Genomic DNA, 26,417 nt, shown 5'->3' on the forward strand with positions numbered 1-26,417 from the left:
CGCTTCCTCCCTCTCGCTGGCCGCTTCCGCCGCGCCGGCTTTTGCCGGTCTGTGTTGGCGGTGGCGGAAGCCCATTTAACGCCACGTCTTCTTCTTTTTCCAGCGCCGTTCGCCGCGTGCGCCTGCTTCCTTGGCGCCAAGATAGAATTCCTGGATGTCCTTGGAATGCATCAAACGGTCGCAAGTGTCGTTCATGACCACCCGCCCGATCTCCAGCACATAGCCGTAATGGGCGGTTTCCAGCGCGACCTTGGCGTTCTGCTCGACCAACAGGATCGACATGCCCTGCTCCTCATTGACGCGCCGGATGATGGCAAAGATCTCCCTGACCAGGATCGGCGACAGCCCGAGCGAGGGCTCGTCCAGAAGCAGCAGCGTCGGCCGGTTCATCAGCGCACGCCCGATCGCAAGCATCTGCTGCTCGCCGCCGGACAGCTGGCCGGCCGGCTGGTCGAGCCGCTCCCTCAGGCGCGGGAAATAGCCGTAGACCCGGTCGATATCCTCTGCGACCGCAGCCCGATCTTGCCTCGGATAGGCGCCCATCATCAGGTTTTCCCGCACGGTGAGGAACGGAAACACCTCGCGTCCTTCCGGCACATGGCTCAAGCCCAGCCGCACGATCCGGTCGGCTTCCATGCGCTGGATCGGTTTGCCCAGGAACTCGATCGTGCCCTTTTGCGGATCGAGGATGCCGGAAATGGTTTTCAGCACCGTGGTCTTGCCGGCGCCGTTGGCCCCCAGCAGGGTGACGATCTGGCCGCGCCTGACCTCGAGGCTGATGCCGCGGATTGCCATGATCGGCCCGTAATAGCTTTCGATGTTGCTGAGCTTCAGGATGACGTCCGAGCTGCCCATCGCATCATCCCTCAGGTGCCGAGATAGGCGGCGACAACGTCGGGATGCTGCTGCACCTCGGCCGGCGAGCCCATCGCCAGCACCCGCCCGTAGTTCAGCGCTATCACCCGGTCGGAGACGCGGTTGACCAGCGTCATGTCGTGCTCGACCATCAGCACCGTGATGCCGAGCTCGCTCTTCATGTCGCGGATCCAGAACGACATGTCGTCGGTCTCCTCGACATTCAGCCCCGACGAGGGCTCGTCGAGCAGGATCAGCTTCGGCTCGGAGCAGAGCGCACGGGCCAGCTCGATCACCTTGCGCACGCCGTAGGGCAGTCCCGAGATCAGCTTCTCGCGGTACGGCTCGAGGTCGAGGAATTCGATCACCTGCTCGACGCGCCGGCGATGCTCCTTTTCCCGGGCGCGCACGGCGGGCAGGAACAGCAGCTCCTGCCACAGCCGCGTGGTCGAATGGCGATGCCGGCCGACCAGGAGGTTGTTGAGCACGGTCGCGTTCTCGAACAGCTCGATGTTCTGGAAGGTGCGGGCGATGCCGAGCCTGGCGATCTCGTAAGATGGCCGCTGGGTGATGTCCTGATCCTCGAAGAAGATGCGGCCCGAGGTCGGGCTGTAGATGCGCGAGATCAGGTTGAAGATCGAGCTTTTCCCTGCGCCGTTCGGCCCGATGATCGACAGGATCTCGCCCTTCTCGATCGCGAAGGAAACCGAATCGACCGCCTTCAGCCCTCCGAAATGCAGCGAAAGGTTTTCGGCGCGGAAATAGCTCATCGGTTTCGCTCCGACTTCACATAGATCTTCTGCCGCTTGAAGGTGGCGCGCTTGTAGAGCGGGAAGAGCTGGAAGAAGAGCTTTATCTTGAGCCAGCGGCCATAGAGACCAAGGGGCTCAAAGAGCACGAACAGCACGATGATGACGCCGTAGATCGCGCCCTTCAGCCCGTTGGCGGAGGCGAAGGCCGCGACGCTGTCCTGGATATGGCCGGCGCGCTCGCTGCCGGCGCCGAGCGTCGCGGCAAGGCCCCCGATCATGCCGGGCACGTCGTCCTTCAGATAGGTCAGCAGCGGATCGATCATGACGACGAATATCGCGCCCAGCACCGCGCCATGCAGGCTGATGATGCCGCCGATCAGGATCACGATGATGAACTCGATCGAGAGCTGCAACGTGAACATCTCGGGCGAGATAAAGGACAGCTTGTGGGCGAACAGGCAGCCGGCAAAGCCGGTGATGGCGGCACTGATCGCGAACGACTTCACCTTGTAGAGCGAAACGTTGATGCCCATGCTGCGCGCGGCGGTCTCGCTGTCGCGGATCGCGACGAAGGCGCGGCCCGTCGGCGAACGCAGCAGGTTGAGCGTTCCGACGATGACGAGCGTAAGAACGCCAAGGCAGAGGAAATAGAAGGCCGGGCTGTCGCGCGACACGGCCGTGCCCAGAAGCTGGATCGCCTTCACACGCATGCCCTCGTTGCCATGGGTGACGCTTTCCCACCGCGCCAGGATTTCCTCGACGATGAAGGCAAAGGAAATCGTCGCAATCACGAGATAGATGCCTTGCAGCCGCAGCGCCGGAAATCCGACCAGCGCGCCGATCGCCCCGGTGAGGAGCCCTGCCGCCAGGAAATAGACCGGGAACGGCACGTTGAACTGCTGCAGATAGGCCGTCGTATAGGCGCCGATGGCGAGAAAGGCGGCATGGCCCAGCGAGGCCTGCCCGGTGAAGCCGGTCAGGATCAGAAGCGCGACGCCGACCGTCGCATAGATCATGACGAAGACGAGCTGGCTGACGAAATAGCTCGACAGCACGAACGGCGCGATCACGAGCAGAACCAGCAGCGTGCCGTAGGAAAGCACGTAGCCGGAATGCGGAAACAGCCGGATGTCGTCCTCATAGTCGGTCTTGAACAGGAACCGCATCTAGGCTCAGACCTTCTTCCGCATCACATGGCCAAACAGGCCTTCCGGCTTGAGCAGCAGCACGAGCAGCAGCACCACATAGGGCGCGACGTCCTTCCATCCTTCGGGCAGATAGAAGCCGGCCATGCTCTCGATCACGCCGATCAGGACGCCGCCGACCACGGCGCCGGGAATCGAGCCGAAGCCGCCGAGGACCGCGGCAGGAAAAGCCTTCAGGCCCAGCACCAGGCCCACATTGGAGTGAATGAAGGTGATCGGCGCGAGCAGCACGCCGGCGCAGGTCGCGACCGCCGCCGAGATCGCCCAGACGATCGACACCACGCGCTTGACCGGAATGCCCATGTAGTACGCGGCGAGCATGTTCTCGGATGTCGCGCGCATCGCCGTGCCCAGCGCGGTCTTGTTGAAGAACAGATACAGCAGCGCGCACAGGATGATGGTCGCCGCGATCACCGAAAGCTTGTCATAGGCGAGCACCAGCGAGCCGACACGCAGCACCCCCTGGCTGAACGGCGTCTCGATCTTGAAATCGTCGGTGCCCCAGATCATGCCGGCGACCGAGCGCAGGAAAGTGCCGAGCCCGATGGTCGCCATGATGATCGAGAACTGCGGATAGCCGAGGATCGGCCGCACCACGAGGCGCTCGGCCAGCATGCCGAACAGCGCCATGGCAGCGACCGCGCCGGCAAATCCGATCCAGTAGTTCAGCCCCAAAATGCCGATGAAGGTGAAGGCGAAGAATCCGCCCAGCATCATCAGGTCGCCCTGGGCGAAATTGACGACCTCGGTCGCCTTGTAGACAAGGACGAAGCCGAGCGCGATCAGGCCATACACGCAGCCAAGCGCAATGCCGCTCACGAGCTGCTGAACGAAGTCCAGCATGGCCGTTTGTCCCTCCCCGACGCGGGCCTGGCGATTCTTTTCGACCGCCTTGCCGCATCTTGTGTCCAGACGCTGTCCGCAAAAAGCGAAGGCCGCGCCGCCTTGTCCCTGCCGTCATTGAGCCCAAAGCGCCGATCCCTGTCAACAAAGCGCTCCCTCGCGCAGAATTGAGCTGATCGCTGGCCGGTCGGATTCACCGCGCCGAAAGTTCTTCGGTCCATGGTGCCGGGCGGAAACGATCCCGGATTGCCGCCACCATGACATCACGCCCAGCCGCGCTGCAGCTAAAAGGGTTAACGAAGCGTTTTGACCGCCCCGCGGTCGATGCGCTCGATCTCACGGTCCGCGCCGGGGAATTCTATGCCCTGGTCGGGCCGAACGGCGCCGGCAAGACCACGACGCTGCGCATGGTGGCAGGGCTGCTGAAGCCGGACGCCGGCTCCGTCTCGATCTGCGGCATCGACGCGCTGGCCGACCCGGTCGCCGCCAAGCAGGTGATGGCATGGGTCTCCGACGAGCCGATGATTTATGACAAGCTCACGCCGCTCGAATATCTCGAATTCGTCGCCGGCCTCTGGGGCATCGATCCCCGGCTTGCCGAGGCTTCCGCGCGCGAGCTCCTGACGTCGCTCGGCCTTGGCGCCCACCTCGGCGAGCGCTGCGAGGGCTTCTCCAAGGGAATGCGCCAGAAGGTCGCACTGGCCGGCGCCCTGGTCCACGACCCCCGCCTGATCATCCTCGACGAGCCGCTGACCGGGCTCGACGCGGTCTCCGCCCGCCATGTCAAGGGACTGCTGAGCGCGCGCGTGCGCGCCGGCGGCACCATCATCATGACGACGCATATCCTGGAAGTGGCCGAGCGCATGGCTGACCGGATCGGCGTGATCGCCGCGGGACGGCTGGTTGCCGAGGGAACGCTGACGGAGCTGCGCCAGCAGAACGGGCTGACCGATACCAGCCTCGAGGATCTCTTCATCGCGCTGGTCGACGTCGAGGCCGACGCGGCATGAATTCGACCGCCATGCTTGCCTGGTTTGCGCGCCACGAGCTGCGGCTCGCCTGGCGCGAATGGTTCGCCATGATGACCGGTGGACGGCGCGGCCGCAAACGCCTGGCCATGATCGGCCTCGTGCTGTTTGCCGCCTTCATGCACATTCCGGCCTGGGCCGTGGTCGGCCGGTTTGCCGACCGGCAACTGCCGCTCGACAAATCCTCGCTCATCGTCATCACGGCGACGATCCTTTTGTCCTGGGCGCTGATGCTGTCGCAGGCTATCGAATCGGTGACGCGGGTGTTCTACGCCCGCGCCGACCTCGACCTGATCATGTCCTCCCCGGTGCGGCTCGCGGACATCTTTTCGATCCGCATCGCCGCGATCGCGCTGTCGGTGTGCGGGATGGCGCTCGTGCTGTCGACGCCGTTCGTCGATGTGCTCGTGTTCAGCGGCGGCGCCCGGTGGCTGTCCGCGTTTGGCGTCGTCATCGCCATCGGCCTTTCAGCGGCGGCGGTCGCGATCGCCATCACGATCCTGCTGTTCCGGCTGATCGGTCCGGCGCGGACGCGCTTCGTCGCGCAGATCGTTTCCGCCATCATCGGCGCCGGCTTCGTGATCGCGCTGCAGGTCGCGGCGATCCTGTCCTATGGCACGCTGTCACGCTTTGCGATCCTCACCTCCGATGCAGCCGAGCGGTTCGTGCCCGACGGCGACAGCGTGCTGTGGTGGCCGGCACGCGCCGCGCTCGGCGACGGCGAGGCGCTGATGCTGCTGCTGGCCTCCAGCCTCGTGCTGCTCGGCAGCGTCATGGCGCTGTTTTCGCCACGCTTCGCCGAGACCGCGATCCGCACCGCTTCGCATGCGAATGCGTCCCGGCAAGCGGCACGCGCCCGGCCGTTCCGCGGCGGCTCGCGACAGCGGGCGCTGCGGCGCAAGGAATTCCTGCTGCTGCGGCGCGACCCCTGGCTGATGTCGCAGAGCCTGATGCAGCTGCTCTATCTCGTGCCACCGGCGCTGCTGTTGTGGCGGAGCTTTGCCGACAGCTCGGCGGCGATCGTGCTGGTCACGCCCGTCATCGTGATGGCCGCAGGCCAGCTCGCCGGCGGGCTCGCCTGGCTTGCCATTTCCGGCGAGGATGCGGCCGATCTGGTGACGACCGCGCCGCTCGCGCCATCGCGCGTGATGCGCGCCAAGCTCGAAGTGGTTCTGATGTCGGTTGCCGGCATCTTCGCGCCGCTCGTCGCAGCGCTCGCCCTTGCTTCGCTGCGGCAGGCGGCGATAACGGCGGCCGGCGTCATCATCGCCGCGACGTCGGCCACCGCGATCCAGCTCTGGTTCCGCGTGCAGGCGAGGCGCAGCCAGTTCCGCCGCCGCCAGACCTCGTCAAGGCTTGCAACCTTCGCGGAAGCCTTCGCATCGATCGGCTGGGCCGCGACCGCGGCACTGGCGCTGACGGTGCCCCTCGGCGCCGCGATTACCGGCCTGATGACGGCCCTCATCCTCGCCGCAACATGGAAGCTCAGCCCGCGCCGGGCGTAGGCCTCACCCGTTGATCAGCTCCATCACGGCCGATGCGAAAGCCTCCGGCTCCTCCTGCGGCAGGTTGTGGCCGGCACGCGGGACGACGCGATGGACGCGGCGGCCGGTGAATTTTGCGGCGTTCGCGGAGCCATCGGTCGAAGGCACAACCCGGTCATCCTCACCGTCCAGCGTGATCGCGGGCACGGTGATCGCCGGCAGAACGGCAAGTCGCCGCTGGATCTCGGCATAGCGCGGATCGCCTGCGGCAAGGCCGTAGCGATGACGATAGCTGTGGATCACGACCTCGACAAAGTCGGGGTTGTCGTGCGCCGCCGCGGTGCGCTCGAAGCAGGCGTCGTCGAAGCGCCAGTTCGGTGACCACTGCTGCCACAGCAGCCTGGTGATGTCGCGGCGATGAGCTGCAAGGCCGGCGCGCCCGCGCTCGGTCTGGAAATACCACTGGTACCAATAGGCGACCTCGCGCTCCACCGGCGCCGGGACAAGTGCGTGGGCGATATCCTGGATCAAGTAGCCGTTGACGCAGACAAGCCCGCTGCACCGCTCCGGCCACAGCGCCGCGCCGACGCAGGCGGCGCGGCCGCCCCAGTCGTAGCCCGCAAAGACCGCTCGCGGGATCGCCAGCGCATCCATCAGCGCCAGCAGGTCGGCGCCGATCGCAGCCTGCTCGCCCGAGCGCTGCGTGGCCGGGTCGAAAAAGCGCGTTGGTCCATAGCCGCGCAAATAGGGCACGATGGCGCGAATACCCTTGGCGGCAAGCAGCGGCACCACGTCGACATAGCTGTGAATGTCGTAGGGATAGCCGTGCAGCAGTATCGCGACCGGGCCGTCCGCCGGACCCGCTTCGTGATAAGCGATCTCGAGAACATCCGTCTTGGCATGGCGAAGCGGCTCGAGGCGTTGGGATGGCGATGCGCGCGACGTCATGACGGCAACTCCTGCTTCAATCTTGACGTTCTATTGATCGTGCCAAGCATAGTTCCATCCGGAATTACGCGATACGGTCCACGGTCCGCAAATGGGTCTGGCTGTGTTGCGCGTTTTTCCGATCGTTCTGGCTTTCCTCGGCTTCGTGATCACGCCTGCGTTCGCCCAGCAACCGCAGCGCAGCGAATGCCTGGCGATGGCCAACGCGGTCCCCCGCGCGACGCCTGCGGCCTTCCGCCGCCTTGCCGCGAAGGCAGATGAGGTGGCGATCACCTATGGCGGCCACTCCACCTATTTCATCGATACGCCCGCGGGCATTCGCATCGCGACCGACTACAGCGGCGCCTACCAGATCGGCCACCTGCCCGACGTCGTCACCATGAACCGGGCGCATTCGACGCACTACACGCTGTTTCCCGATCCGAAGATCCCGCATGTGCTGCATGGCTGGGGCGAGAACGGACAGCCCGCGAAAATTTCGGAGCGGATTGGCGATGTCTTCATCCGCAACGTCACCACCGACATCCGCCGCTTCTACGGCGAAGATCCGGGCGGCGAGATGATCAGGGACGGCAACTCGATCTTCATCTTCGAGGTAGCTGGGCTCTGCATCGGCCATCTCGGCCATCTGCATCATCCACTCGATGACGCCCGCTATGCCGCGATCGGACGGCTCGACATCGTGATGGTGCCGATCGATGGCACCTATACCATGTCGCTCGACGGCATCTCGGAAATCACGCGCCGGTTGCGCGCCGCCGTCGTGCTGCCGATGCACCGCTTTGCGACGCCGCTCGACGACTTCATGCGGCGGATCGGCCAGCAGTTCGAGATCGACCTCAGGACCAGCGGCACGCTGACGATCTCGCGCGATACCCTGCCCGGCACGCCGACGGTCATCATCCTCGACGGGGTCTGACTACGGGGTCAATTGCCGCCGATGATCCGGATCAGCTCCCGGTCCGGCCGATCGACCAGGTAGAACGCGACGATTTCGGCCGGCTCGCCGGCGGACGCGTTGTCGAACCTGGCAATACGGGTATCGGCCGGCTCGAAGAACGCATCGCCTGCCTTGATGGTTCGGGCCGGCTGCCCCTCGATCTGAAAGATGAAAGCGCCCTTGGTGACGACGCCGACGACGGGAATCGGATGGAGATGGTACGGCGTCGGCTGCCCCGGCGCGAACGCAATGCGTGCGCCCTTGACCTGCTGCGGGGCGGGCGCCGCATTTCCGAACTTCTCGTCGAGGATCGGCTCGCGCTTCAACGGCGGAAACGAGGTCGCCGCCGTCGCAAGCGACAAGGACGCGCCAGCAACAAGCAGTGCTGCCACCGCCCATCCCCTCCAGCAAGCGAATACATGTCGCGTGGTCATTGGCTGATCTCCCGGCTTCGTCGAGCTTAGCAGACGCATTCCGCCCGACATCGGGCCGCCCGCTTATTTCAATGATCAGGCCAACGAATGGCAGGGTCAGCCAGCCAGGCGCAATTTCCTCCAAGTTCGCACCCTGCGATCCGTGCTGGTCTCGGGCATCACGCGAGGAGAGCGACATGAACGTCGAACGCAGCGATTTCGCCGCCGTGCTGCATGCACAACGACCGGACCCCGAGCGCGCCGCCGCCCTGCAGCTCTATGGCCGGTTTGTCGGCGACTGGGACGCCGAGATCATCGCCCATGGCGGCGATGGAACGAGCCATCGATCATCGGGCGAAATCCATTTCGGATGGGTGCTGGAGGGCCGCGCGATCCAGGATGTCTGGATGATCCCCCGCCGTGCCGACCGCAAGGACGCGAAGCCCTTTCCGATCGCCGGCAACTGGTACGGCACCACGCTTCGGATCTACGATCCGACGATCCAGGCCTGGCGGATCTACTGGATCGATCCCGCGACCAACTCGTTCCGCCAGCAGATCGGGCGCGCTGAAGGCAGCGACATCGTTCAGGAGAGCACGACGGAATCGGGCGCGCTGTCGCGCTGGCGATTTACCAGGATCACCGCCAATTCATTCCACTGGCTCGGCGAAGGCAAGATGCCCGCGGATGCCGATTGGCAAACCCGCGTCGAGGTGCTGGCGCGGCGCCGGCCGCCGGATTGAGGCGACGCCGGCAAAAGAACGGGCGCTAGCCCGTGCCGACCAGGCTCGCCGGCTGACGCTCGTTCGGCGGCAGCAGAATTCGCTTCAGCTTCGAGAACGCGCGAATCGCAAAGCCGAGCCATGCCGGCTGAGCCTTGCGGCAGAAGGCGATCTTCTTGACGCGGCCCTCGACATGCCAGCGCGCATGCGCGCCGTCACGGAACAGGATGACGTCGCCGGCCGCGTAGCGCTTCGCCGGCATGGTGTCGCTCTCGAGCACGATCGATCCTTCGAGGATCATGATCGTCTCGTCGAAATCATAGTACCAGTTGAAGCGGCCTTCGCTGCATTCCCAGATGATCGTGGATGCCGTTCCATCGCTGCTGCACGAGAGCATGCATGACCGCGCCTGCGGATTGCCCTCGATGATCCAGGACGGCTCGATCGGGCTGGGCATCAGCTCGACCGTGGTCTTTGCGGTTTCGATGAGGGATTGAGACATCACGGGCCTCGGACAGGAAATGCAATGACGTAATGAAGACGGCCCGGCAGGGCGCGCACACGCTAGTGCGCGATTTTTAAGCATTCCTTACCAACCTCCACTCAATTGCAGGCAGCAGGCCGCTCGCGGTCTGCTAAATTGTCGCAGGCTGCCGTCGTCCTTGCGCATGGTAACGGCGTGCGGCTCGCCGCGCGATCCTGCACGGAAATCTCAACGGCGAGCGGACGCGACGCGGAACGCGCAGCCGTTCAGGCCCACTCGCCGCTGCGGAACACCGGCACGCGCGAGCCATCGGCGCGGATGCCGTCGATGTCGGTCTTGTCCGTGCCGATCATCCAGTCGATGTGGATCAAGCTCTTGTTGCCGCCTTGCGCCGCGATCTGCTCCGGCGTCAGCTTGTCGCCGTCGATGAAGCATTTCGAGTAGCACTGGCCGAGCGCGATATGGCAGGCCGCGTTCTCGTCGAACAGGGTGTTGTAGAACAACAGGCCGCTCTTCGAGATCGGCGAGGAATGCGGCACCAGCGCCACTTCGCCGAGCCGGCGCGCGCCCTCGTCGGTGTCGAGAACCTTCTTCAGCACCTCCTCGCCGCGCGCGGCGCTCGCCTCGACGATGCGTCCCTCCTCGAACCGTACCGCGATCTTGTCGATCAGCGTGCCCTGGTAGGAGAGCGGCTTGGAGCTGACGACGTGGCCCGAAACCTGCCGGCAATGCGGCGTGGTGAACACTTCCTCGGTCGGAATATTGGCGTTGCAGATGATGCCGTTCTTGGCGCGCGAGGCGCCGCCTTCCCATTCGTGGCCGTCAGCAAGGCCGACCTTGAGGTCGGTGCCCGGCCCGGTGAAATGCAGCGCCTTGAAGCGTTGCCCGTTCAGCCACAGCGTCCGCTCGCGCAGCGCCGCGTTATGTTTCTGCCAGGCGGCGATCGCCCCTTCCTTGTCGACACGCGAAGCGGCAAAGATCGCATCGGCCAGCTTGCCGACCGCGACATCCTCGGCCACGCCCGGAAAGACCTGCTTCGCCCATGACGGGCTCGGATAGGCGATGATGTTCCAGTTGGTGTCGAAGTTGACGATCTTTTCCAGTGCCGGCTGATAGGCCATCGAATTCGCCTTGCTGGCGCGCGCCACCTTGGCCGGGTCCTCGCCCGACAGCAGCATCGGATTGTCGCCCACGATGGCGAGCCGCGCGGTATCGTCGGAAAATGCCTTGGCCATGCCCTCATAGAGCCAGTTGGCGGCATGGTCGAAGCCGCCCTCATGGCCGAAGCGGTAGCGCGCGAGCGTGATCTCCTCATCCGACAGGATCGGCGTCACCAGGCTCGCGCCCGCCTTGTAGGCGTGCTCCGCAATCCGGCGGACCAGGGGCAGCGCCACTGACGGCGCCGTCACCAGCACGTCCTGTCCCTCGCGCAGCCGCAAGCCCACCCGGATGGCCACTTCAGCAAGTCGGTCGAGCTTGGCGGGGTCGATCGGGGTTGCGTAGTCGCGAGGCACTGCAGGCATGGCGTACTTCTCTCTGAAGAGGACTCGATGCTCGAAAGATAAGCAGTTTCGTCCGAACCTCAACACCCGGCGGCCTCATCAGATCGTTGATGCGGATACGCTCGCAGACGGACGCGGCCCGAAACCATGCCGCTTAGTGAGGGAGGCGGTCACAATGAGGACACGAATTCGTATTCTCGCGACGCCCAATGCGCCCGAGCTTGGCTGATAACCACCCTCGCAAGGACAGAGGGCGCAGGGAAAGCCGGGTGCCGATTGCACCCGCGGCCTCGTGTGCGAAAGTGGAAAGCACACGAGTTAGTCACCACAGGTTCAACCGAAGCAATCCGGCTTTCCCTGCACGATGGTGTTACGGTTTCCTTCGTGCTCTCCCCGGTGACCGGGCTTTCTTGCCACCGTCGCCTCGCCGGTCATCTCCCGCGAGACTTGATGCCAGCGTCGGGGCATCAGGACCACACGACTTCGCCGTCCGCCATGACTATCGCTCGTCAGCCGATATCATCGCGTCCATCGCATCCCGCGCCCAACGCTCGTGACGATCGCGAAGCGCCCCTCTTGATCAGGCGCGGGATGTGCTGATTGGAGCCACTGATTTGCCCGACGGCTCAAGCGGAATTTTTTTCACGCAGGGGCTGGACACGATCTTTGCGTGACTGCCCGACGGGCAAATCAGTTGCCGCTGAATGCGCGATGGTTTTGACGGTTTGCCCGAAGGGAAGGCTAGTGTTCTGGTTCCGAAGTTCGCATCGTTCCGCGGCCCGCAAAACCTCATCGACCTCTTCAAGGGTAAGCTCGGCGAACAGCTGGACATCCGCCACCACCGAACGATCAATTGCCGGCATGTTCCCTCTCGGCAACGGTTTTGAATTTTGCGATGGAACCATGCGGATTCGCTTAAGGCATTGCGCTAGCTCAACCTTGGCGAGGTGGCTGCGCGTTATCTATGGCCGACCTTGGAAGGCGATCGCGGGATCGACCGCGATCGTGCAGCCGTCCGCACCCGACCCGGCGTCATTGCGCGGCGCACCGAATGTTCGGAGATTGAGATGTCGATACCAAGGCTGCGCGATTATCAGGGACCGGCCCTCCTTTCCTACGGCTTCCGGCCGTTCTTCCTGTTCGGCTCGATCTATGCCGCCGCTACGATCCTGATCTGGTTGCCGCTGTTCGAAGGCGAATTCCAGCTCCCCACCGCCTTCATCCCGCGCGACTGGCACGTTCACGAGATGCTGTTCGGCTATGTCGCGGCGGTCATCGGCGGCTTCCTGCTGACGGCTGTGCCAAACTGGACCGGACGCCTGCCATTGCAGGGCATGCCGCTGGCGACGCTGGTTTCGATCTGGATCGCCGGCCGCATCGCCGTCTGTCTTTCTGATCGGATCGGATGGGCGGCTGCCTGCGCCATCGACGCGCTCTTCCTCCTCCTGCTCGCCGCCGCCGCTGCACGCGAGATCGTCGCGGGCCGCAAGTGGGGCAATCTGCCGGTGGTTGGCATTGTGACGTTGCTTGCCATCAGCAATGTGGCGTTCCACCTCGAATCCCATTTCCACGGTTTCGCCGACTATTCGACGCGCTTTGCCATCGCAATCGTGATCGTCCTCATTTCCTTGATTGGAGGCCGCATCGTTCCCAGCTTCACGCGCAACTGGCTGGCGCGGCAGCGGCCGGGCCGCCTGCCCGTACCGTTCGGCCGTTTCGACAGTATCGCGGTCGCAGCCGGCCTTGTGGCGCTGCTCGCCTGGGTCGCGGCGCCGCAATCGCCGATCACCGGCATCGCGCTGGTCACTGCTGGCTGCCTGCACGCGATCAGGCTCGCGCGCTGGGTCGGCTACCGGACGACGGCCGACCGACTCGTTCTGATCCTGCATCTCGCCTACGCGTTCGTGCCGTTCGGGTACCTCCTCGCCGGCCTCGCCGCCTTCGGCGTGCTGCCGTCAGGCGCCGGCATCCATGCCTGGACCGGCGGGGCGATCGGCTCGATGACACTTGCCGTAATGACGCGCGCGACGCTTGGTCATACCGGACGCGGGCTGAAGGCATCGATCGGCACGCAAGCCATCTATGCGGCGATCATCGCCGCCGCACTGCTGCGCGTCTGCGCATCGGTCGCGACCGAGCACATGCACGGTCTCCTCGCCGCCGCCGCGATCGGCTGGGTCGCTGCCTTCCTTGGTTTCGCGCTGCTCTATGGCCGTGCCCTATGCACGCCGCGCCTGGCGTGAAGAGCCCTCGCCCCGCATTCGCACGCTGCGTCCATGCCAGCGCGAACACGATTTGTCGCCAAGCGACCATGATTTGACAGGGAGCGAACTCTCACGCCGAAGTGAACGCGAGAGCGCGCAACGCCCCCCGAAATCACCGAAACGACGGCGCCTTCCGCAAAACCTTCTCACGATACCGCTGACTTAACCGATATGACAGTCAGTGCCATTCCCGCCGCGCCCTTCCGCTTTTCCACCGACGACACGCCCGCCCGCGACCGCATGGCAATCGCGCGCGAGGTCGCGGGCCGCATCTATCTGCGGCTCGACGTCGAACCGCTCGGAACCGCGCCGCTCAGCGTCTCGGTCGAGCAGTATTCGTGGGCCTCCTTGTCGCTGATCTTCTGCGACACCAATCCGCTGCACCTCACCCGCACGCCGGAGCTGGTGCAGGATGCCGACGGCGACTTCCGTTTCATCGTCGGTGTCGACGGCGCGCGCTATCGCTATCATTCGAGCGGGGTCGACGAAGCCATGGAAGGCAGCGAAGGCGCGCTGCTGTTCAACGGCGTCGCCGGCCGCGTCAGCCTGCTCGAGCGATGCCGCTGCACCGCAGTCCGCATCCGGCGCGAGCGGCTCGCCGGCGTCGTCCGCAGGCTCGATGACCGACCGATCCATCGCACTGCGGCCACGCTGCCGCTGCAACTCCTGCGCGGCTATATCGAGCTGTTGCGCAAGGAGCGGCCGCCGTCCGATCCCCTGCTCGCGCACCGCGTCACGACCCATCTGATCGACCTGGTCGCGCTGGCGCTCGGCGCCAACGAGGAGACGCACGCACGGGCCTCGACGGGCGCGACCCGCGCTGCCCGGCTTGCGACCATCCGCGCCTATGTGCTCGCCAACCTTTCCGACCCCAACCTCTCGGCCAGGACGGTGGCGAGGCGCCACGGCGTGACCGACCGTTATATCCACGTGCTGTTCGAGCAGACCGGGCAAACGTTCAGCCGCTTCGTCGAGCAAGAGCGGCTCAACCTCGCCTACGCGCTGCTGAACGATCCCGAGCGGGGAACGCAGCGGATTTCCGACATCGCCGCGAGCGCCGGCTTTCACGAACTGTCGACCTTCGACCGGGCCTTCCGCCGCCGCTTCGGCGATACGCCCTCGGGCGTGCGGCGCAGGCGGTGGTGACGGAGCATCAGACGTTCGGTCCGCAGCCGATCGAGGCCTGATCCACTTCGCGGCGGATCTGCGCCGGGCTACGAGCCTTCGCGTGTGCGAACGGCGATTTGCTCGCCCCAGCGCGAGGCCAGATCATTGCCGATGCCGAACAGATCGAGCGCGCGGCCGACGGAATGGCGGACGATATCCTCGACGGTTGCAGGCCGGGCGTAGAATGCCGGCACCGGCGGCATCACGATCGCTCCCATCTCGGTCACTTGCGTCATCGAACGCAAGTGGCCCAGATGGAACGGCGTCTCCCGGACCATCAGCACGAGCTTGCGCCGCTCCTTCAGCACGACGTCGGCGGCGCGGGTCAGAAGGCTCGACGTGACGCCACTCGAAATTTCCGACAGGGTGCGGACCGAGCAGGGCGCGATCAGCATGCCCATGGTCGGGAACGACCCGCTCGAGATTGCGGCCGCGATGTCACCCGCCTTGTAGACGACGTCGGCGAGCGCCATCACCTCGGAAAGACTCATCTCGAGCTCGTGAGCGGCGGTGATCTGCCCTGATTTGGAGATCACGAGATGGGTCTCGATGCCGGCCGCACGCAACGCCTTCAGCGCGGTGACGCCGTAGATCGCGCCCGAGGCGCCCGTGATGCCGACGATCAGCCGCGATGCCGCCATGGCCTATCCACCAATCGATTGCTGCAGGGCGTCGCCGCCGCGCACTGACCAGGCGGTCATGCGGCGCTCGAAGAAGTCGAAGATGACGTACATTCCCACCCCCATGACCCCGACCACCACCAGCGCGGCGAACACCAGCGGCACGTTGAAATTGGAGCTTGCGACCAGCATCACATTGCCGATGCCGCTGTTGCCGGCGACGATCTCCGCGATCACCGATCCCACGAAGGCCAGCGTCACCGCGATCTTGAGCGAGGCGAAGAAGAAGGGCAGCGAACGCGGAATTCCGATCTTGAGCGTCATGTCGGTCCGCGTCGCGCCGAGCGAACGCATGACTTCGAGCAGCTCCGGCTCGATGGTCGCAAAGGCGGTGGCGACATTGGCGACCACAGGGAAGAAGGACAGCATGAAGGCGGTGAGCACGGCCGGAATGGCGCCGGCGCCGAACCAGATGACGAAGACCGGCACCAGCGCCGCCTTCGGCACGCTGTTGAAGGCGACGAGCAGCGGATAGATGCCGCTATAGAGCAGGCGCGACGAGCCGACCATGATGCCGAGCGCCATGCCGAACACGACAGCCGCGACGAACCCGATCAGGGTGGTGGCAAGCGTCGCCGTGCCGTGCACGAACAGGGGATAGCGGAACTTGTAGATCGCCTGCAGCGTCTCCCACGGAGTCGGCAGGATGAAGCTCTTGATGTCGAACAGCCAGACGCCCAGCCACCATGCCGCGATCAGCAACAGCGTCGCGACCCAGGGGGCAAGCCTTTGTTGCAGCCTTGTCGTCAATTCTGTTTCCCCAGGCTGATATGGTGGCGCAGGTCATGCACCAGGTCGACGAAGCCGGGCTCGAACGTGCATTCGAGCGTGCGCGGGCGCGGAATGTCGATCCTGCTGGTTTTCAGGATCCGCCCGGGCCGTGCGCTCATGACGTGAACGGTCTCGGCGAGATAGACGGCTTCGCGCAGCTCGTGCGTCACCAGGATGATGGTGCACTTGCGGAACGACCAGAGTTCCTGCAGCACGGCCCAGAGATCCTCGCGCGTGAAGGCGTCGAGCGCCGCGAACGGCTCGTCGAGAAGCAGGATGGAAGGCTCGTGGATCAGCGCGCGGCAAAGCTGCGCGCGCTGCTGCATGCCGCCGGAAAGCTGCCAGGGCATGCGATCGCCGAAGCCGCTCAGGCCCACCTTCTGCAGCAGAACCTCGGCGGCCTCGCGGTTCTTGTCCCGGTCGATCCTCTGCCTGCTGCGGTGCGGCTCGACGATCTCGAGCGGCAGCATCACGTTGTCGCGGATATTGCGCCATGGCAGCAGCGTGGCGTTCTGGAACGCCATGCCGACGGTCTTCAGGGGATGCGTGACCTGCTTGCCGTCGACGACGACCTTGCCGCGGCTCGGACGCACCAGGCCGGAGATCAGCTTCAGCAAGGTCGACTTGCCGCAGCCGCTGGGACCGACAATCGCGAGAAATTCCCCATGCGCGATCGACAGCGTTGCCGCTGACACGGCAAGCGTCTGGCTGGACTTGTCCTGCGCCGCACCGCCATAGACGAGATCGACGTCGGTGAGCTCGATGAAGGACATCAGTCAGGACTCTCGCAAAGCGCTGCGCTGCCAGGACCGGGTCAATTGATCAGCCTGTCCTTGGCGTCAGGCAGATAGGCCGGATCGAAGATCTCCTCGAGCTTCGGCCGCCGCGGCAGCTTGTAGGCCTCGGTGATCTCGGTGATGTTGGTGTCGAGCCGGGCCCGATCGATGTCGCCAAACCCGGTCTTGCGGACGGTATCGGTCAGGATGCAGCATTCCAGCGCAACGCGAAGCCGCTCGCGCTCGATGTCGGGATTGAGCAGCGGCTCGAAATCCACGGCCGCCTTCACGGCAAGCTCGGGATCGCGGGCCATGTCCTTCAGGCCTTTGAGCGTCGCGCGCAGGAAGCCGCGCACCGCATCGGGATGCTCCTTCAGGAAGCGGCGCGAGGCCGCAATCGAGTTGGCATAGAGCGGCAGGCCGTAATCCTTGTACATGAAGTATTTGATGTCGGAGGCCGGCACGCCCTTCGCCTTCAGCTCGAGCAGCGCGTTGAAGATCTGGCCGGGAATGGCGTCGACCTTCTTCTGGGCGAGAAGAACCTCGCGCAGGCTGGGATCGATGCTCTGGATCTCCATCGAGGCGACATCGATGCCGGCCTTGCGCGCAAAGATCGGAAACAGCTTGAAGGTGGAATCGTTGGGCGCCGATCCCAGCTTCTTGCCGTTGAGCTGCTTCGGCTCGGTGATGCCGCTCGATTTCAGCACCACGATCGCGGCAGGCGCTTCCTCATAGCCGCTCATCAGCACCGGAAAGCTCTGCTCCGGATTCTTGGAGTCGAAATCCATCACGACGTTGATGTCGGGAAAGCCCATGTCGTAGACATCGGCGGCAAGCTGGCGGACCACCTCGGCAGAGCCCTTGCCGCGGTCGATCGTGACGTCGAGGCCTTCCTGCTTGTAGTAGCCTTTCTGCAGCGCGATCAGGAACGCGCCATGGGTCGCGCCGGGAATCCAGTCCAGCGTGAAGCGGACCTTGGTCTGGGCGCAGGCCGCGCCCGGGACGGCGACGGCGGCGAGGAACAGCAATGCGGCAACGGCAGAATTCGCTCGGTTCATGGTGCCTCTGGGATCAGGGTGTTGGCGGCCTCAGATTGCGTTCGCCCCGCACGCGGAGCGCTCCTTCGTTGCTCGCGCGGCCATGGCCCGGCGCGGTCAGATGGCGTTGGCGGCGGCGAGGATTTCGCGGGCGCGCGAGCGCTGCTCCGGCGAAATGACGAGCCGTTCGGCGAAATCCTCGTTGATCGGCGCGGTGGCGTCGATGCCCATCTTCGTCACCGTGAATGTGGTGGGATCGGAGGTGGGGTCGATGACCGCCGACTTCACGCCCGGGACCATCATGATGTCCTTCTCGGCCTTGACGCGGGTGGCCACCGCCCACATCACGTCCTCCATGTCGTAGATGTCGACGTCCTCGTCCACCACGATCACCTGCTTGGTGTAGAGCTCGGTGCCGAGCGCGGTCAGCATCGCCATCCTCGGCTCGCCTTCCGCGACCTTCTTCATCGAGACGATGGCAAGGAACGCGCCGCAGGTCTTGTGCGGCACGTGCACGGCCCGCACGTTCGGCAGGTTGCGCTTGAGCGCGTTGAGGATTTCGCCTTCGCGCGTGATGCAGGAGATCAGGATGTGGTCGCGCGACATGCCCGTAACCACGCTGTGGAACCAGGCGTCGCGGCGCATCCGGATGCGATGGGCAACGAAGACGTTCTGCGTGCTGCGGTAGGAGGCATAACCGGTGAACTCGCCGAACGGTCCTTCCGGCTCATGCACGCCGGCGAGGATCTCGCCCTCGATGATGATCTCGGCGCCGGCCGGCACTTCGAGGTCCTGGACGCCGCAGCGGGCGAGCCGATAGGGCTCGCCGAACAGGGCGCCGATGATGTCGAACTTCCGCACGTTGGGCGGATAGGCATAGACCATCGAGCCCATGTAATGCAGCGGATGGGTGCCGATCACGATCGCGGCCGGCAGCGACTGTCCCTTCGCCTCGGCACGGCGATGGTACTCGTACATGCGCCGGCGCGAATGCAGCGAAACCCCCAACCGGTTCTTGCCCCGCAGCATCAGCCGGTGGAAGCCCGTGGTGTCGACGCCGGTTTCGGGATCGCGCGCCGTGATCTGGCCGGCGGTGATGTAGGGCGCGGCATCGACGGAGAACTGGAACGGAATCGGCAGCTTGGTGAGGTCGACCTGGTCGCCCTCGAGCACCACCTCGTTCCACGCCGCCTTGGCGACAACTTCCGACGCGATGTAGTTCTGGCACCGCTCGCGGAACGCGGTAGGCAGGTTCGCGACCGTGCTGTTCAGGCATTGGGCCAGCAGCTCGCGGCTGCCCGCGACGTTGGTGACCACGGGCATGTCGAAGCCCTTGACCTTCTCGAAGATGACAACCGGACTTTTGTTGAGCCGGTCGAGCTCGAACACAGTCGAGGTCATTTCGAGCTCGTGGCTGACCGGCTCCCTGATCCTCAGGACGTTCGCGGGGTCCGACCGCTCGGTCTGCGCGATGAACCCGCGCAGGCTCTGATTGTCCGATTCCAACATGGCCTCCCGTATCTTTCGACTTATCATCTTATATGATAAGTTCGTTCGGGCAAGAGGCTTGTGCGGAAAGGACGCGGGCTGGCTCCGCGGCCGAGCTCATGCGGCGGGGCAGCATGATGGGATCAGGAAGACAACCAGTGTGGCGGTTCAGAAGTCCGCATCATTGTCGCCGCGAGTTCGTCATGCGGAGTTCTGAACCAAAGCCACACTAGATCAACAAGTTGCTAGTGTCCTTCGATTCCGAAGTTCGCAAACGAGGGGCCCGCAGAATGATGCGAGCTTCGGAATCGGGACACTAGACGTCGCCGGTCAGGTGAGACACAAGGTCAGCGACATGCTGCTGCGGAAACTGGACGGCAAGGACCTCCGCATAGGCCGCGCAGCTCGATTGCGCCGCGGCGGCGACATCGTCGGGCGTGCCGAGTCCGGCGAAGGTCCGCTCCATCGTCTCCTGCTGCAGGCGCTCGGCCTGCAGTTCGTCCGCCTTTACCCGCTCGCGAAGCGCATGCAGCTGCTCGGCCGGCCAATCGACGGCCGGCGCCTTGAGGAACCGGCGCACGCTGTGCAGCGGCAGCACGACATGCTGGCGCCAATCCGCGACCAGCGCGGTCACGCGGCGGATCTCGCCTTCCGCCAGACGTCGGCCGCGCGCCGCCTGCCACAGCAGGAACAGCAGCACGTTGACGTCGACGGAGTGGCGGTCCTGGAGATCGAGGCAGACATCGGCAACGCCAGGACGCGCGTAGAACGCCAGCGAGAAAGTCCAGAACGATGTGCGATTCGACATGACCCAAGTGTTCGACTAAGCGCCAGCACGCTGCAAGTCATCCACAAGCGCGGCGTCAGAATCGTGAGTATGGGTACATCCCTATGGTAGTCAATATTTGAGCCGTTTTTCCGCCGGGACCCGACAATGACCTACCGCCAAGTGCGCCGCACGACCGCCAGCAACAATCTGACCGATCGCATCACGGCGATGCTTCGCGACGACATCGTCAGCGGCAAATATGCGCCGGGACGGCAACTGCCGGCAGGCAAGGACCTCAGCGAGACGTTCGGCGTCAGCATCACCGTCATTCGCGAGGCGCTGTCGCGGCTGAAATCCGACGGCCTGGTCGCCTCCCATCAGGGCAAGGGCGTGTTCGTCGAGGATGACGCCAAGGCGCGGCCGTTCCGGCTGGCGACGGCGGAAGGATCGAAGCACGCGCTGCGCCACATCTTCGAGCTGCGCATGGGGGTCGAGCTGCAGGCTGCAACGCTGGCCGCCGAGCGGCGCAGGCCGAGCGACCTGAAGGCGATGCAGGATTGTCTCAAGCAGATGGAGCCCAACAAGAACAGTTTCGAAAAGGCGCTCGCGGCCGACATCGCCTTTCACCTGACGATCGCGCAGGCGACACAGAATCCGCTGATCGTCAGCTTCATGCAGTTCCTGCAGCCGCATCTCTACGAGTCGATCTCGAAGGCGCGCGCCAGCTCGGCGCGGAAAGCGAGCACCACCATTATTGCCTATGAGGATCACTACGCGATCTACGAAGCGATCGCCGCCTCGGATGTGCACCGCGCACGGCTCGCCGCCCGCCGCGTGCTGGAGCGAAGCCTGCGCCGGCTCGAGAACGAATAGCGCGCTTCGCGAGCTGCGGACCGCACAGCGAGAACGCGCTCTAGTGTCCCGAATCCGAAGTTCGCATCATTTCGCGGCAACCTCTTAAGCGAACTTCGGATTCGAAGGACACTAGAAATCTTAAGATTCTAGTGTGGTTTTGGTTCAGAAATTCGCTTGACGCGCTGGCCGATAAAATGAAGCGAATTTCTGAACCACCACACTAGGGCGCGTACTCATAAAGGCGGAGGTGTCGGCTTTTGGGGGCTAAGCTGAAATTTTCTACTCAATTAGAGCATTGCGGGTTTTGACCCCAAGCGGACGTTACCGCTTGAAAATTGTAATGAGGTTGTGGCACGCGCTGCGGACCTTGGCGTCGTAAAATTAAACTATCAATCCGGGATCTGAGGGCCGACCCAGGTACCGGGGGGCAATACTGGCAATTCCGCCGCTAAGCCGTTGAGGAGTCCCTGAACCAGGCTGTCAGCCAGCGCACCAGATTTTTCATTCGGGCCGACCAGCCCATCCGCGAGCAGCAGCGTGAGTCCATGCACGAGGGACCAGCACGCCAGAACCGCACCGGCGATCTTTCGTTCGTTGCGCGAGGTGTGCGGGATAGCGCGTCCGACGCCCCCCGCAATAATAACGCCGGCGAGCAGAGCCTTGGTCTCCTCGGCGGCGGCCAATTCGATGGCGGGCCGCCCATGATTCGGACCGGTCAGGTAGCCCCCGAACATCAGGCTGTAGAGTGCCGGGTTTTCAACGCCATGATCAATGTAGGCGCGCAACAGCGCGAACAGCTGCTCGCGAGGACTGCGGAAGCTCGCGATTTCATTGGCCATGCGCTTCGTTAGCATTTCGAACCCTGCCGCCGAGACGGCCTCCAAAAGTTCACGCTTGTCGGCAAAGTGCTTGTAAGGGGCGTTGTGACTGACGCCGGCGCGGCGGGCGAGCTCACGCAGCGAAAACTCAAGACTCTGGGTTTCACGCAGGATTTCCAGCGCGGCCTTGATGATTACGCGGCGCAGGTCGCCGTGGTGGTAGGGGCGCTCGTGGGACTGGGGCCTCGGCATCGCTCGACAAACCTCTGAGTTTCCTCCCATTTAGGCCTCCAAGTTGGCGATGTCAACATTTTGTGACCAGCCATCTTCACAGCCAATGTAGACACCGCCAACTTTTATTGCTATGAAAGTTGGCAACGTCAACATTCAGTTATTCTTGGAGTCCGAAACATGCGGCCCTGCATCCTTCTTCTCGCCCTTCTGGTGCTTGCCGGCTGCAAGCCAGGGGACACCCCGGCGGCACTCCGGCTGGTCCGCACGCTCGTCGTCGATACCAAACGTATCAACGAAGACCGCCAGGCGATCGGCGAAGTCAAGCCGCGATACGAGAGCGATCTGTCGTTCCGCGTCGCCGGCAAGGTGCTCTCCCGGCTCGTGGACGTCGGAGCTTGGGTCAAGCAAGGCGACACGCTGGCCATGCTCGACACCCAGGACTATCAGAACCGCCTGCGCTCAGCGGAAGCTGACGTCAGTTCCGCCGAGGCGGCGCTCATCAATGCGCAGGGAACGGAGGCGCGCCAAGCCAAGCTTTTGAAGGATGGCTGGACCCCGAAGGCCACCTACGACGCCGCGCTGCAGAATCTGCAGGCCGCCGAGGCGCGGCTCAAAGCTGCCAAGGCCAATCTCGACCTCACCCACGATCAGCTCAACTACACCACGCTCAAAGCCGATTTCGACGGCGTGATTACTGCCGTCGGTGCGGAAGCAGGCCAGAATGTGAATGCCGGGCAGATGGTAGTGAAGCTGGCACGACCGGATGACAAGGACGGCGTCTTCAACATCGCCGAGACAGCTTTCACTGATATCAGCAAGACGCAGCTCGAGGTCGTCGTTTGGCCGCTGTCCAACCCAGACCTGACGCTTGAGGGAGTGGTGCGGGAGATTTCTCCTGTGGCCGACCCGGTGACGCGCACCTACGCGGTCAAAGTCACGCTGAACAACCCGCCGCCGCAACTCCGCTTCGGCATGAGTATCGGCGGCCGTTTGAAAGGAAAGGCCGCTCTCGCGGTCGCGCTGCCCCTCTCCGCTATTTTTGAAAAGAACGGTTCGCCGGCTGTCTGGGTGCTCGATCAGCAATCGAGCAGTCTCACGCTGAGGCCCATCACGGTCGCGCGCTATGAGGCAAATACCGTCGTCGTCGCCAGCGGCCTGGCCAAAGGGGACATCATCGTTACCGCAGGGGTGAATACTCTGACAGTCGGCCAAAAGGTCCGGCTTGCCGAAGCAAACTTGGTCAGGAGTGACAGCCAATGAAGACCTTCAACCTCTCCCGCTGGGCGATCGAGCATAAGAGTCTCGTCGTCTACTTTATGTTGGCCATCGCGCTGGCTGGCCTGATCGCGTATTTCAAGCTCGGCCGCGAGGAGGATCCGCCTTTCACCATCAAGACCATGGTGGTGAAGACGCTGTGGCCCGGCGCCACCACGCTCGAGACCGCCAAGCAGGTCACCGACCGTATCGAGAAGAAACTCGAGGAGCTGCCAAACCTTGATTATCTGAAGAGCTACACCAAGCCCGGCGAGTCCGTGGTGTTCGTGAATCTGAAGGATTCCACCCGTGCGTCCGACGTGCCGGATCTCTGGTATCAGGTGCGCAAGAAGGTCGGCGACATCAAGCAGACCTTGCCCGAAGGGGTCCAGGGGCCGTTCTTCAATGACGAGTTCGGCGACACCTATTCGCTGATCTTCGCCCTGACGGCCGATGGCTTCGGCAAGCGCGAGCTGCGCGACTATGCCGAGCGCGTGCGCGCCGAGCTGCTCGGCGTGCCCGACGTCGCCAAGATCGACCTGCTCGGCACCCAAGACGAAAAGATCTACCTGGAGTTCTCCACCCAGCAGCTCGCCGCCAAGGGCCTCGACGTCTCCCAGCTGGTGCAGACCCTGCAGGCGCAGAACGCCATCCAGCCGAGCGGCACGGTGGATGCCGACGTCGAGAAGATCGCGATCCGCGTCTCCGGCCAGTTCACCTCGGAAGAGAGCCTGAAGGCGGTCAACTTCCGCGCCAACGGGCGTTTCTTCCGGCTGAGCGACATCGCCACCGTGCGCCGCGACTACGTTGACCCGCAGCAGCCGACGTTCCGCTACAACGGCGCCCCCGCCATCGGGCTCGCCATCTCCATGACCAAGAATGCCGACGTTCTGGCCTTCGGCGAGCGTATGAAAGAGCGCCTTGCCAAGGCAACAGCCGACCTGCCGGCCGGCATCGAGGCCCATCTTGTGGCCGATCAGCCCGAGGTGGTCCAAGAGGCGGTCGGCGAATTCATCAAGACGCTGATCGAGGCCGTCGCCATCGTGCTCGGGGTCAGCTTCCTGGCGCTCGGCTGGCGCCCCGGCATCGTCGTCGCGATCGCCATTCCGCTGGTTCTTGCCATCACCTTCGTGGTCATGCAACTGACGGGCATCAGCCTCCAGCGCATCTCGCTCGGTGCGCTCATCATCGGGCTCGGCCTTCTCGTCGATGACGCGATGATCGCGGTGGAGACCATGGTCTCCAAGCTTGAGCAGGGTGCCGACAAAGTCACCGCTGCAACATCCGCCTATACCTCCACCGCCTTCCCGATGCTGACCGGCACGCTCGTCACGATTGCCGGGTTCGTTCCGGTTGGCTTCGCGGCCAGCAGCGCCGGCGAGTATTGCTTCACGCTGTTCGCGGTCGTGGGGACGGCGCTGACGGCCTCCTGGTTCGTCGCCGTGCTGTTCACCCCGCTCACCGGGGTCTTCATCCTTCCCGACAAGCTGAAGGGCCATGGCCACGAGCCGTCGCGATTCGCGCGCGCCTTTCACCGCATGCTCGATCGCGTGCTGCGCATGAAATACTGGGTCATTGGCACGACCGTCGCGCTGTTCGCGGCCGGCCTCGTCGGCATGCAGTTCGTGCCGCAGCAGTTCTTTCCCAATTCGGACCGCCCCGAACTGCTCGTGGACCTGACGCTGCCGCAAGGTTCCTCGATTAGCGCAACACGCAAGACGGTCGACGACCTTGAGCGCATTCTGAAGACCGACCCGGACATTGAGCACTGGTCGTTTTATGTCGGCAGCGGCGCCATCCGGTTCTATCTGCCTCTCGACCAGCAGCTTGCGAACGATTTCTTTGCGCAAGGCGTGATCGTCACCAAGGGGTTCAAGGTTCGCCCCGCTGTAGAGAAGCGCATCGCCGCCGCATTGCAACGGACCGAGTTCGAGCAAGTGATGTCGCGGATTAGCCCTCTCGAGCTCGGGCCCCCGGTCGGGTGGCCGCTCAAGTTCCGTCTCAGCGGTCCCGACCCAGACAAGGTCCGCGAGTTCGCGCAGAGCTTGGCGTCGCTGCTCGGCAGCACGCCGAGCGCGCGTAATATCAACTTCGACTGGAACGAGCCTTCCAAGGTGGTTCGTGTCGAGGTCGATCAGGACCGTGCCCGCGCGCTCGGCGTCAGCTCGCAGGCGTTGAGTCAGACCATCAATGCCGTGCTGTCGGGCACGCCCGTCACCCAGGTGCGCGACGAGATCTACCTGATCGACATCGTCGCGCGCGCCGTCCCCGAGGAGCGCGCCAAGCTCGAGACCTTGCGCAACCTCATGATCGAGACGCCCGGCGGCCGCGCCGTGCCGCTCGAGCAGATGGCTAAGCTCTCGTACGGCCTCGAGCCGCCGCTGATCTGGCGACGCCAGCGTCTGCCGACCATCACCGTGCAGGCCGACACCGCGCCGGGCGTCGAGGCGGCGACGGTGGTGAAGTCGCTCGGCTCCGAGATTGCCGCATTCAGGGCGAAGCTCCCGCCGGGCTACGACGTCGTGCCAGGCGGCACGGTGGAGGAGAGCGCCAAGGCGCAGACCAGCGTGTTCGCGGTGTTCCCGCTCATGCTGTTGCTTATGATCACGCTCCTAATGATGCAGCTGCAGAGCTTTCAGCGGCTCTTCCTCGTGGTCGCCACGGGGCCCCTCGCCGTCATCGGCGTCGCCGCGGCGCTGCTGCTGTCAGACGCCCCAATGGGTTTCGTCGCCATCCTCGGGGTCATCTCGCTCATCGGCATGGTGATCCGCAATTCGGTCATCCTGATCGACCAAATCGAGACGGAAATCGCCCAGGGGCGGCAGCGATGGGATGCGGTGATCGTCGCGACGGAGCATCGCTTGCGCCCAATCCTGCTGACCGCTGCCGCCGCCATCCTTGGCATGATCCCGATCGCGCCGACCGTGTTCTGGGGCCCGATGGCCTACGCCGTGATCGGCGGCCTAGTGGTTGCGACGCTGCTGACCCTCGTATTCCTTCCAGCGCTGTACGTTGCATGGTTCCGGATCAAGCCGATTTCGGAACGGCAATTAACAATTTCAACCGGAGTTCATGCGCTTGCCCACGCCTGACCAATGAGAAGCGATGGGTGCGCACGCTGCGGCCCA

The 26,417-nt window shown here is 64.2% G+C and carries 25 protein-coding genes; 9 read left to right on the forward strand and 16 right to left on the reverse strand.

The window, feature by feature from the left end:
- Positions 1-75: 75 nt before the first annotated feature.
- Genes QOU61_RS34855 through QOU61_RS34870 form a run of 4 tightly spaced genes read right to left on the reverse strand, consistent with a single transcriptional unit; the run spans position 76 to position 3,655 of the window.
- Complete coding sequence (locus QOU61_RS34855) at positions 76-855, reverse strand: ABC transporter ATP-binding protein (protein ID WP_289655700.1); 780 nt, start codon at positions 853-855, stop codon at positions 76-78.
- A gap of 11 nt (positions 856-866) precedes the next feature.
- Positions 867-1,625, reverse strand: coding sequence for an ABC transporter ATP-binding protein (locus QOU61_RS34860; protein ID WP_289655701.1), 759 nt, complete (start codon positions 1,623-1,625; stop codon positions 867-869).
- Positions 1,622-2,773, reverse strand: a complete 1,152-nt coding sequence (locus QOU61_RS34865; protein ID WP_289655702.1) for a branched-chain amino acid ABC transporter permease — start codon at positions 2,771-2,773, stop codon at positions 1,622-1,624. Before QOU61_RS34865 ends, QOU61_RS34860 begins: the two co-directional genes overlap by 4 nt.
- 6 nt (positions 2,774-2,779) lie before the next feature.
- Entirely contained in the window at positions 2,780-3,655 is an 876-nt protein-coding gene (locus QOU61_RS34870) for a branched-chain amino acid ABC transporter permease (protein ID WP_289655703.1), read from the reverse strand.
- A 257-nt stretch (positions 3,656-3,912) separates the two neighbouring features.
- Here QOU61_RS34870 and QOU61_RS34875 point away from each other — a divergent pair, with 257 nt between their 5' ends.
- Both QOU61_RS34875 and QOU61_RS34880 read left to right on the forward strand, forming a co-directional pair.
- The gene (locus QOU61_RS34875) at positions 3,913-4,665 is read left to right on the forward strand and encodes an ABC transporter ATP-binding protein (protein WP_289655704.1); all 753 of its coding nucleotides are present in this window, start codon (positions 3,913-3,915) and stop codon (positions 4,663-4,665) included.
- Positions 4,662-6,188 carry a permease gene (locus tag QOU61_RS34880; protein WP_289655705.1) on the forward strand — a complete coding sequence of 509 codons (1,527 nt, stop codon included), beginning with the start codon at positions 4,662-4,664 and terminating at the stop codon, positions 6,186-6,188. Before QOU61_RS34875 ends, QOU61_RS34880 begins: the two co-directional genes overlap by 4 nt.
- A gap of 3 nt (positions 6,189-6,191) precedes the next feature.
- Here the strand turns inward: QOU61_RS34880 and QOU61_RS34885 are convergent, their stop codons facing one another.
- Positions 6,192-7,115: an alpha/beta fold hydrolase gene (locus tag QOU61_RS34885; protein WP_289655706.1), complete on the reverse strand. Its 924-nt coding sequence runs from the start codon at positions 7,113-7,115 to the stop codon at positions 6,192-6,194.
- A gap of 91 nt (positions 7,116-7,206) precedes the next feature.
- Here QOU61_RS34885 and QOU61_RS34890 point away from each other — a divergent pair, with 91 nt between their 5' ends.
- Positions 7,207-8,034 (forward strand): MBL fold metallo-hydrolase, encoded by an 828-nt coding sequence (locus tag QOU61_RS34890; protein WP_289655707.1) that lies wholly within the window; start codon positions 7,207-7,209, stop codon positions 8,032-8,034.
- Positions 8,035-8,042: 8 nt separating this feature from the next.
- On the opposite strand, the gene QOU61_RS34895 is transcribed toward QOU61_RS34890, so the two are convergent.
- Entirely contained in the window at positions 8,043-8,447 is a 405-nt protein-coding gene (locus tag QOU61_RS34895) for a cupin domain-containing protein (RefSeq protein WP_289655708.1), read from the reverse strand.
- 218 nt (positions 8,448-8,665) lie between these two features.
- Here QOU61_RS34895 and QOU61_RS34900 point away from each other — a divergent pair, with 218 nt between their 5' ends.
- Positions 8,666-9,211 carry a hypothetical protein gene (locus QOU61_RS34900; protein ID WP_289655709.1) on the forward strand — a complete coding sequence of 182 codons (546 nt, stop codon included), beginning with the start codon at positions 8,666-8,668 and terminating at the stop codon, positions 9,209-9,211.
- Positions 9,212-9,236: 25 nt separating this feature from the next.
- Here the strand turns inward: QOU61_RS34900 and QOU61_RS34905 are convergent, their stop codons facing one another.
- The 3 genes from QOU61_RS34905 to QOU61_RS34915 all read right to left on the reverse strand — a co-directional run bounded on the left by QOU61_RS34905 (position 9,237) and on the right by QOU61_RS34915 (position 12,039).
- Positions 9,237-9,692 (reverse strand): cupin domain-containing protein, encoded by a 456-nt coding sequence (locus QOU61_RS34905; RefSeq protein ID WP_289655710.1) that lies wholly within the window; start codon positions 9,690-9,692, stop codon positions 9,237-9,239.
- 248 nt (positions 9,693-9,940) lie between these two features.
- On the reverse strand, positions 9,941-11,197 hold the full coding sequence (locus QOU61_RS34910) for an aminopeptidase (protein ID WP_289655711.1): 1,257 nt from the start codon (positions 11,195-11,197) through the stop codon (positions 9,941-9,943).
- A gap of 605 nt (positions 11,198-11,802) precedes the next feature.
- Positions 11,803-12,039: a hypothetical protein gene (locus tag QOU61_RS34915; protein ID WP_289655712.1), complete on the reverse strand. Its 237-nt coding sequence runs from the start codon at positions 12,037-12,039 to the stop codon at positions 11,803-11,805.
- A 204-nt stretch (positions 12,040-12,243) separates the two neighbouring features.
- Between QOU61_RS34915 and QOU61_RS34920 the strand changes: the two genes are divergently transcribed.
- Both QOU61_RS34920 and QOU61_RS34925 read left to right on the forward strand, forming a co-directional pair.
- Positions 12,244-13,419 (forward strand): NnrS family protein, encoded by a 1,176-nt coding sequence (locus QOU61_RS34920; protein WP_289655713.1) that lies wholly within the window; start codon positions 12,244-12,246, stop codon positions 13,417-13,419.
- 192 nt (positions 13,420-13,611) lie between these two features.
- Entirely contained in the window at positions 13,612-14,586 is a 975-nt protein-coding gene (locus tag QOU61_RS34925; protein ID WP_289655714.1) for a helix-turn-helix transcriptional regulator, read from the forward strand.
- Positions 14,587-14,654: 68 nt separating this feature from the next.
- Here the strand turns inward: QOU61_RS34925 and QOU61_RS34930 are convergent, their stop codons facing one another.
- The 6 genes from QOU61_RS34930 to QOU61_RS34955 form a co-directional block, all read right to left on the reverse strand.
- Positions 14,655-15,248, reverse strand: coding sequence for a UbiX family flavin prenyltransferase (locus QOU61_RS34930; protein ID WP_289655715.1), 594 nt, complete (start codon positions 15,246-15,248; stop codon positions 14,655-14,657).
- 3 nt (positions 15,249-15,251) lie between these two features.
- Entirely contained in the window at positions 15,252-16,037 is a 786-nt protein-coding gene (locus tag QOU61_RS34935; protein WP_289655716.1) for an ABC transporter permease, read from the reverse strand.
- Positions 16,034-16,831, reverse strand: coding sequence for an ABC transporter ATP-binding protein (locus tag QOU61_RS34940; protein ID WP_289655717.1), 798 nt, complete (start codon positions 16,829-16,831; stop codon positions 16,034-16,036). Before QOU61_RS34940 ends, QOU61_RS34935 begins: the two co-directional genes overlap by 4 nt.
- A gap of 41 nt (positions 16,832-16,872) precedes the next feature.
- Positions 16,873-17,892 carry an ABC transporter substrate-binding protein gene (locus tag QOU61_RS34945; RefSeq protein WP_289655718.1) on the reverse strand — a complete coding sequence of 340 codons (1,020 nt, stop codon included), beginning with the start codon at positions 17,890-17,892 and terminating at the stop codon, positions 16,873-16,875.
- Positions 17,893-17,988: 96 nt separating this feature from the next.
- Positions 17,989-19,377, reverse strand: coding sequence for a UbiD family decarboxylase (locus QOU61_RS34950; RefSeq protein ID WP_289655719.1), 1,389 nt, complete (start codon positions 19,375-19,377; stop codon positions 17,989-17,991).
- Between the two features lie 298 nt (positions 19,378-19,675).
- A complete protein-coding gene (locus QOU61_RS34955) occupies positions 19,676-20,167 on the reverse strand; it encodes a TIGR02444 family protein (RefSeq protein WP_289655720.1) in 492 nt (163 codons plus the stop codon).
- A 126-nt stretch (positions 20,168-20,293) separates the two neighbouring features.
- Between QOU61_RS34955 and QOU61_RS34960 the strand changes: the two genes are divergently transcribed.
- Positions 20,294-21,001: a FadR/GntR family transcriptional regulator gene (locus QOU61_RS34960; protein ID WP_289655721.1), complete on the forward strand. Its 708-nt coding sequence runs from the start codon at positions 20,294-20,296 to the stop codon at positions 20,999-21,001.
- Between the two features lie 371 nt (positions 21,002-21,372).
- Here the strand turns inward: QOU61_RS34960 and QOU61_RS34965 are convergent, their stop codons facing one another.
- On the reverse strand, positions 21,373-22,053 hold the full coding sequence (locus QOU61_RS34965; RefSeq protein WP_289655722.1) for a TetR/AcrR family transcriptional regulator: 681 nt from the start codon (positions 22,051-22,053) through the stop codon (positions 21,373-21,375).
- Between the two features lie 159 nt (positions 22,054-22,212).
- Here QOU61_RS34965 and QOU61_RS34970 point away from each other — a divergent pair, with 159 nt between their 5' ends.
- Together QOU61_RS34970 and QOU61_RS34975 are read left to right on the forward strand one after the other, a co-directional pair.
- Positions 22,213-23,295, forward strand: coding sequence for an efflux RND transporter periplasmic adaptor subunit (locus QOU61_RS34970; RefSeq protein ID WP_289655723.1), 1,083 nt, complete (start codon positions 22,213-22,215; stop codon positions 23,293-23,295).
- Entirely contained in the window at positions 23,292-26,381 is a 3,090-nt protein-coding gene (locus QOU61_RS34975; RefSeq protein ID WP_289655724.1) for an efflux RND transporter permease subunit, read from the forward strand. Before QOU61_RS34970 ends, QOU61_RS34975 begins: the two co-directional genes overlap by 4 nt.
- Positions 26,382-26,417: the final 36 nt, after the last annotated feature.

It is taken from the genome of Bradyrhizobium sp. NP1 (genome assembly GCF_030378205.1).
GTDB lineage: Bacteria > Pseudomonadota > Alphaproteobacteria > Rhizobiales > Xanthobacteraceae > Bradyrhizobium.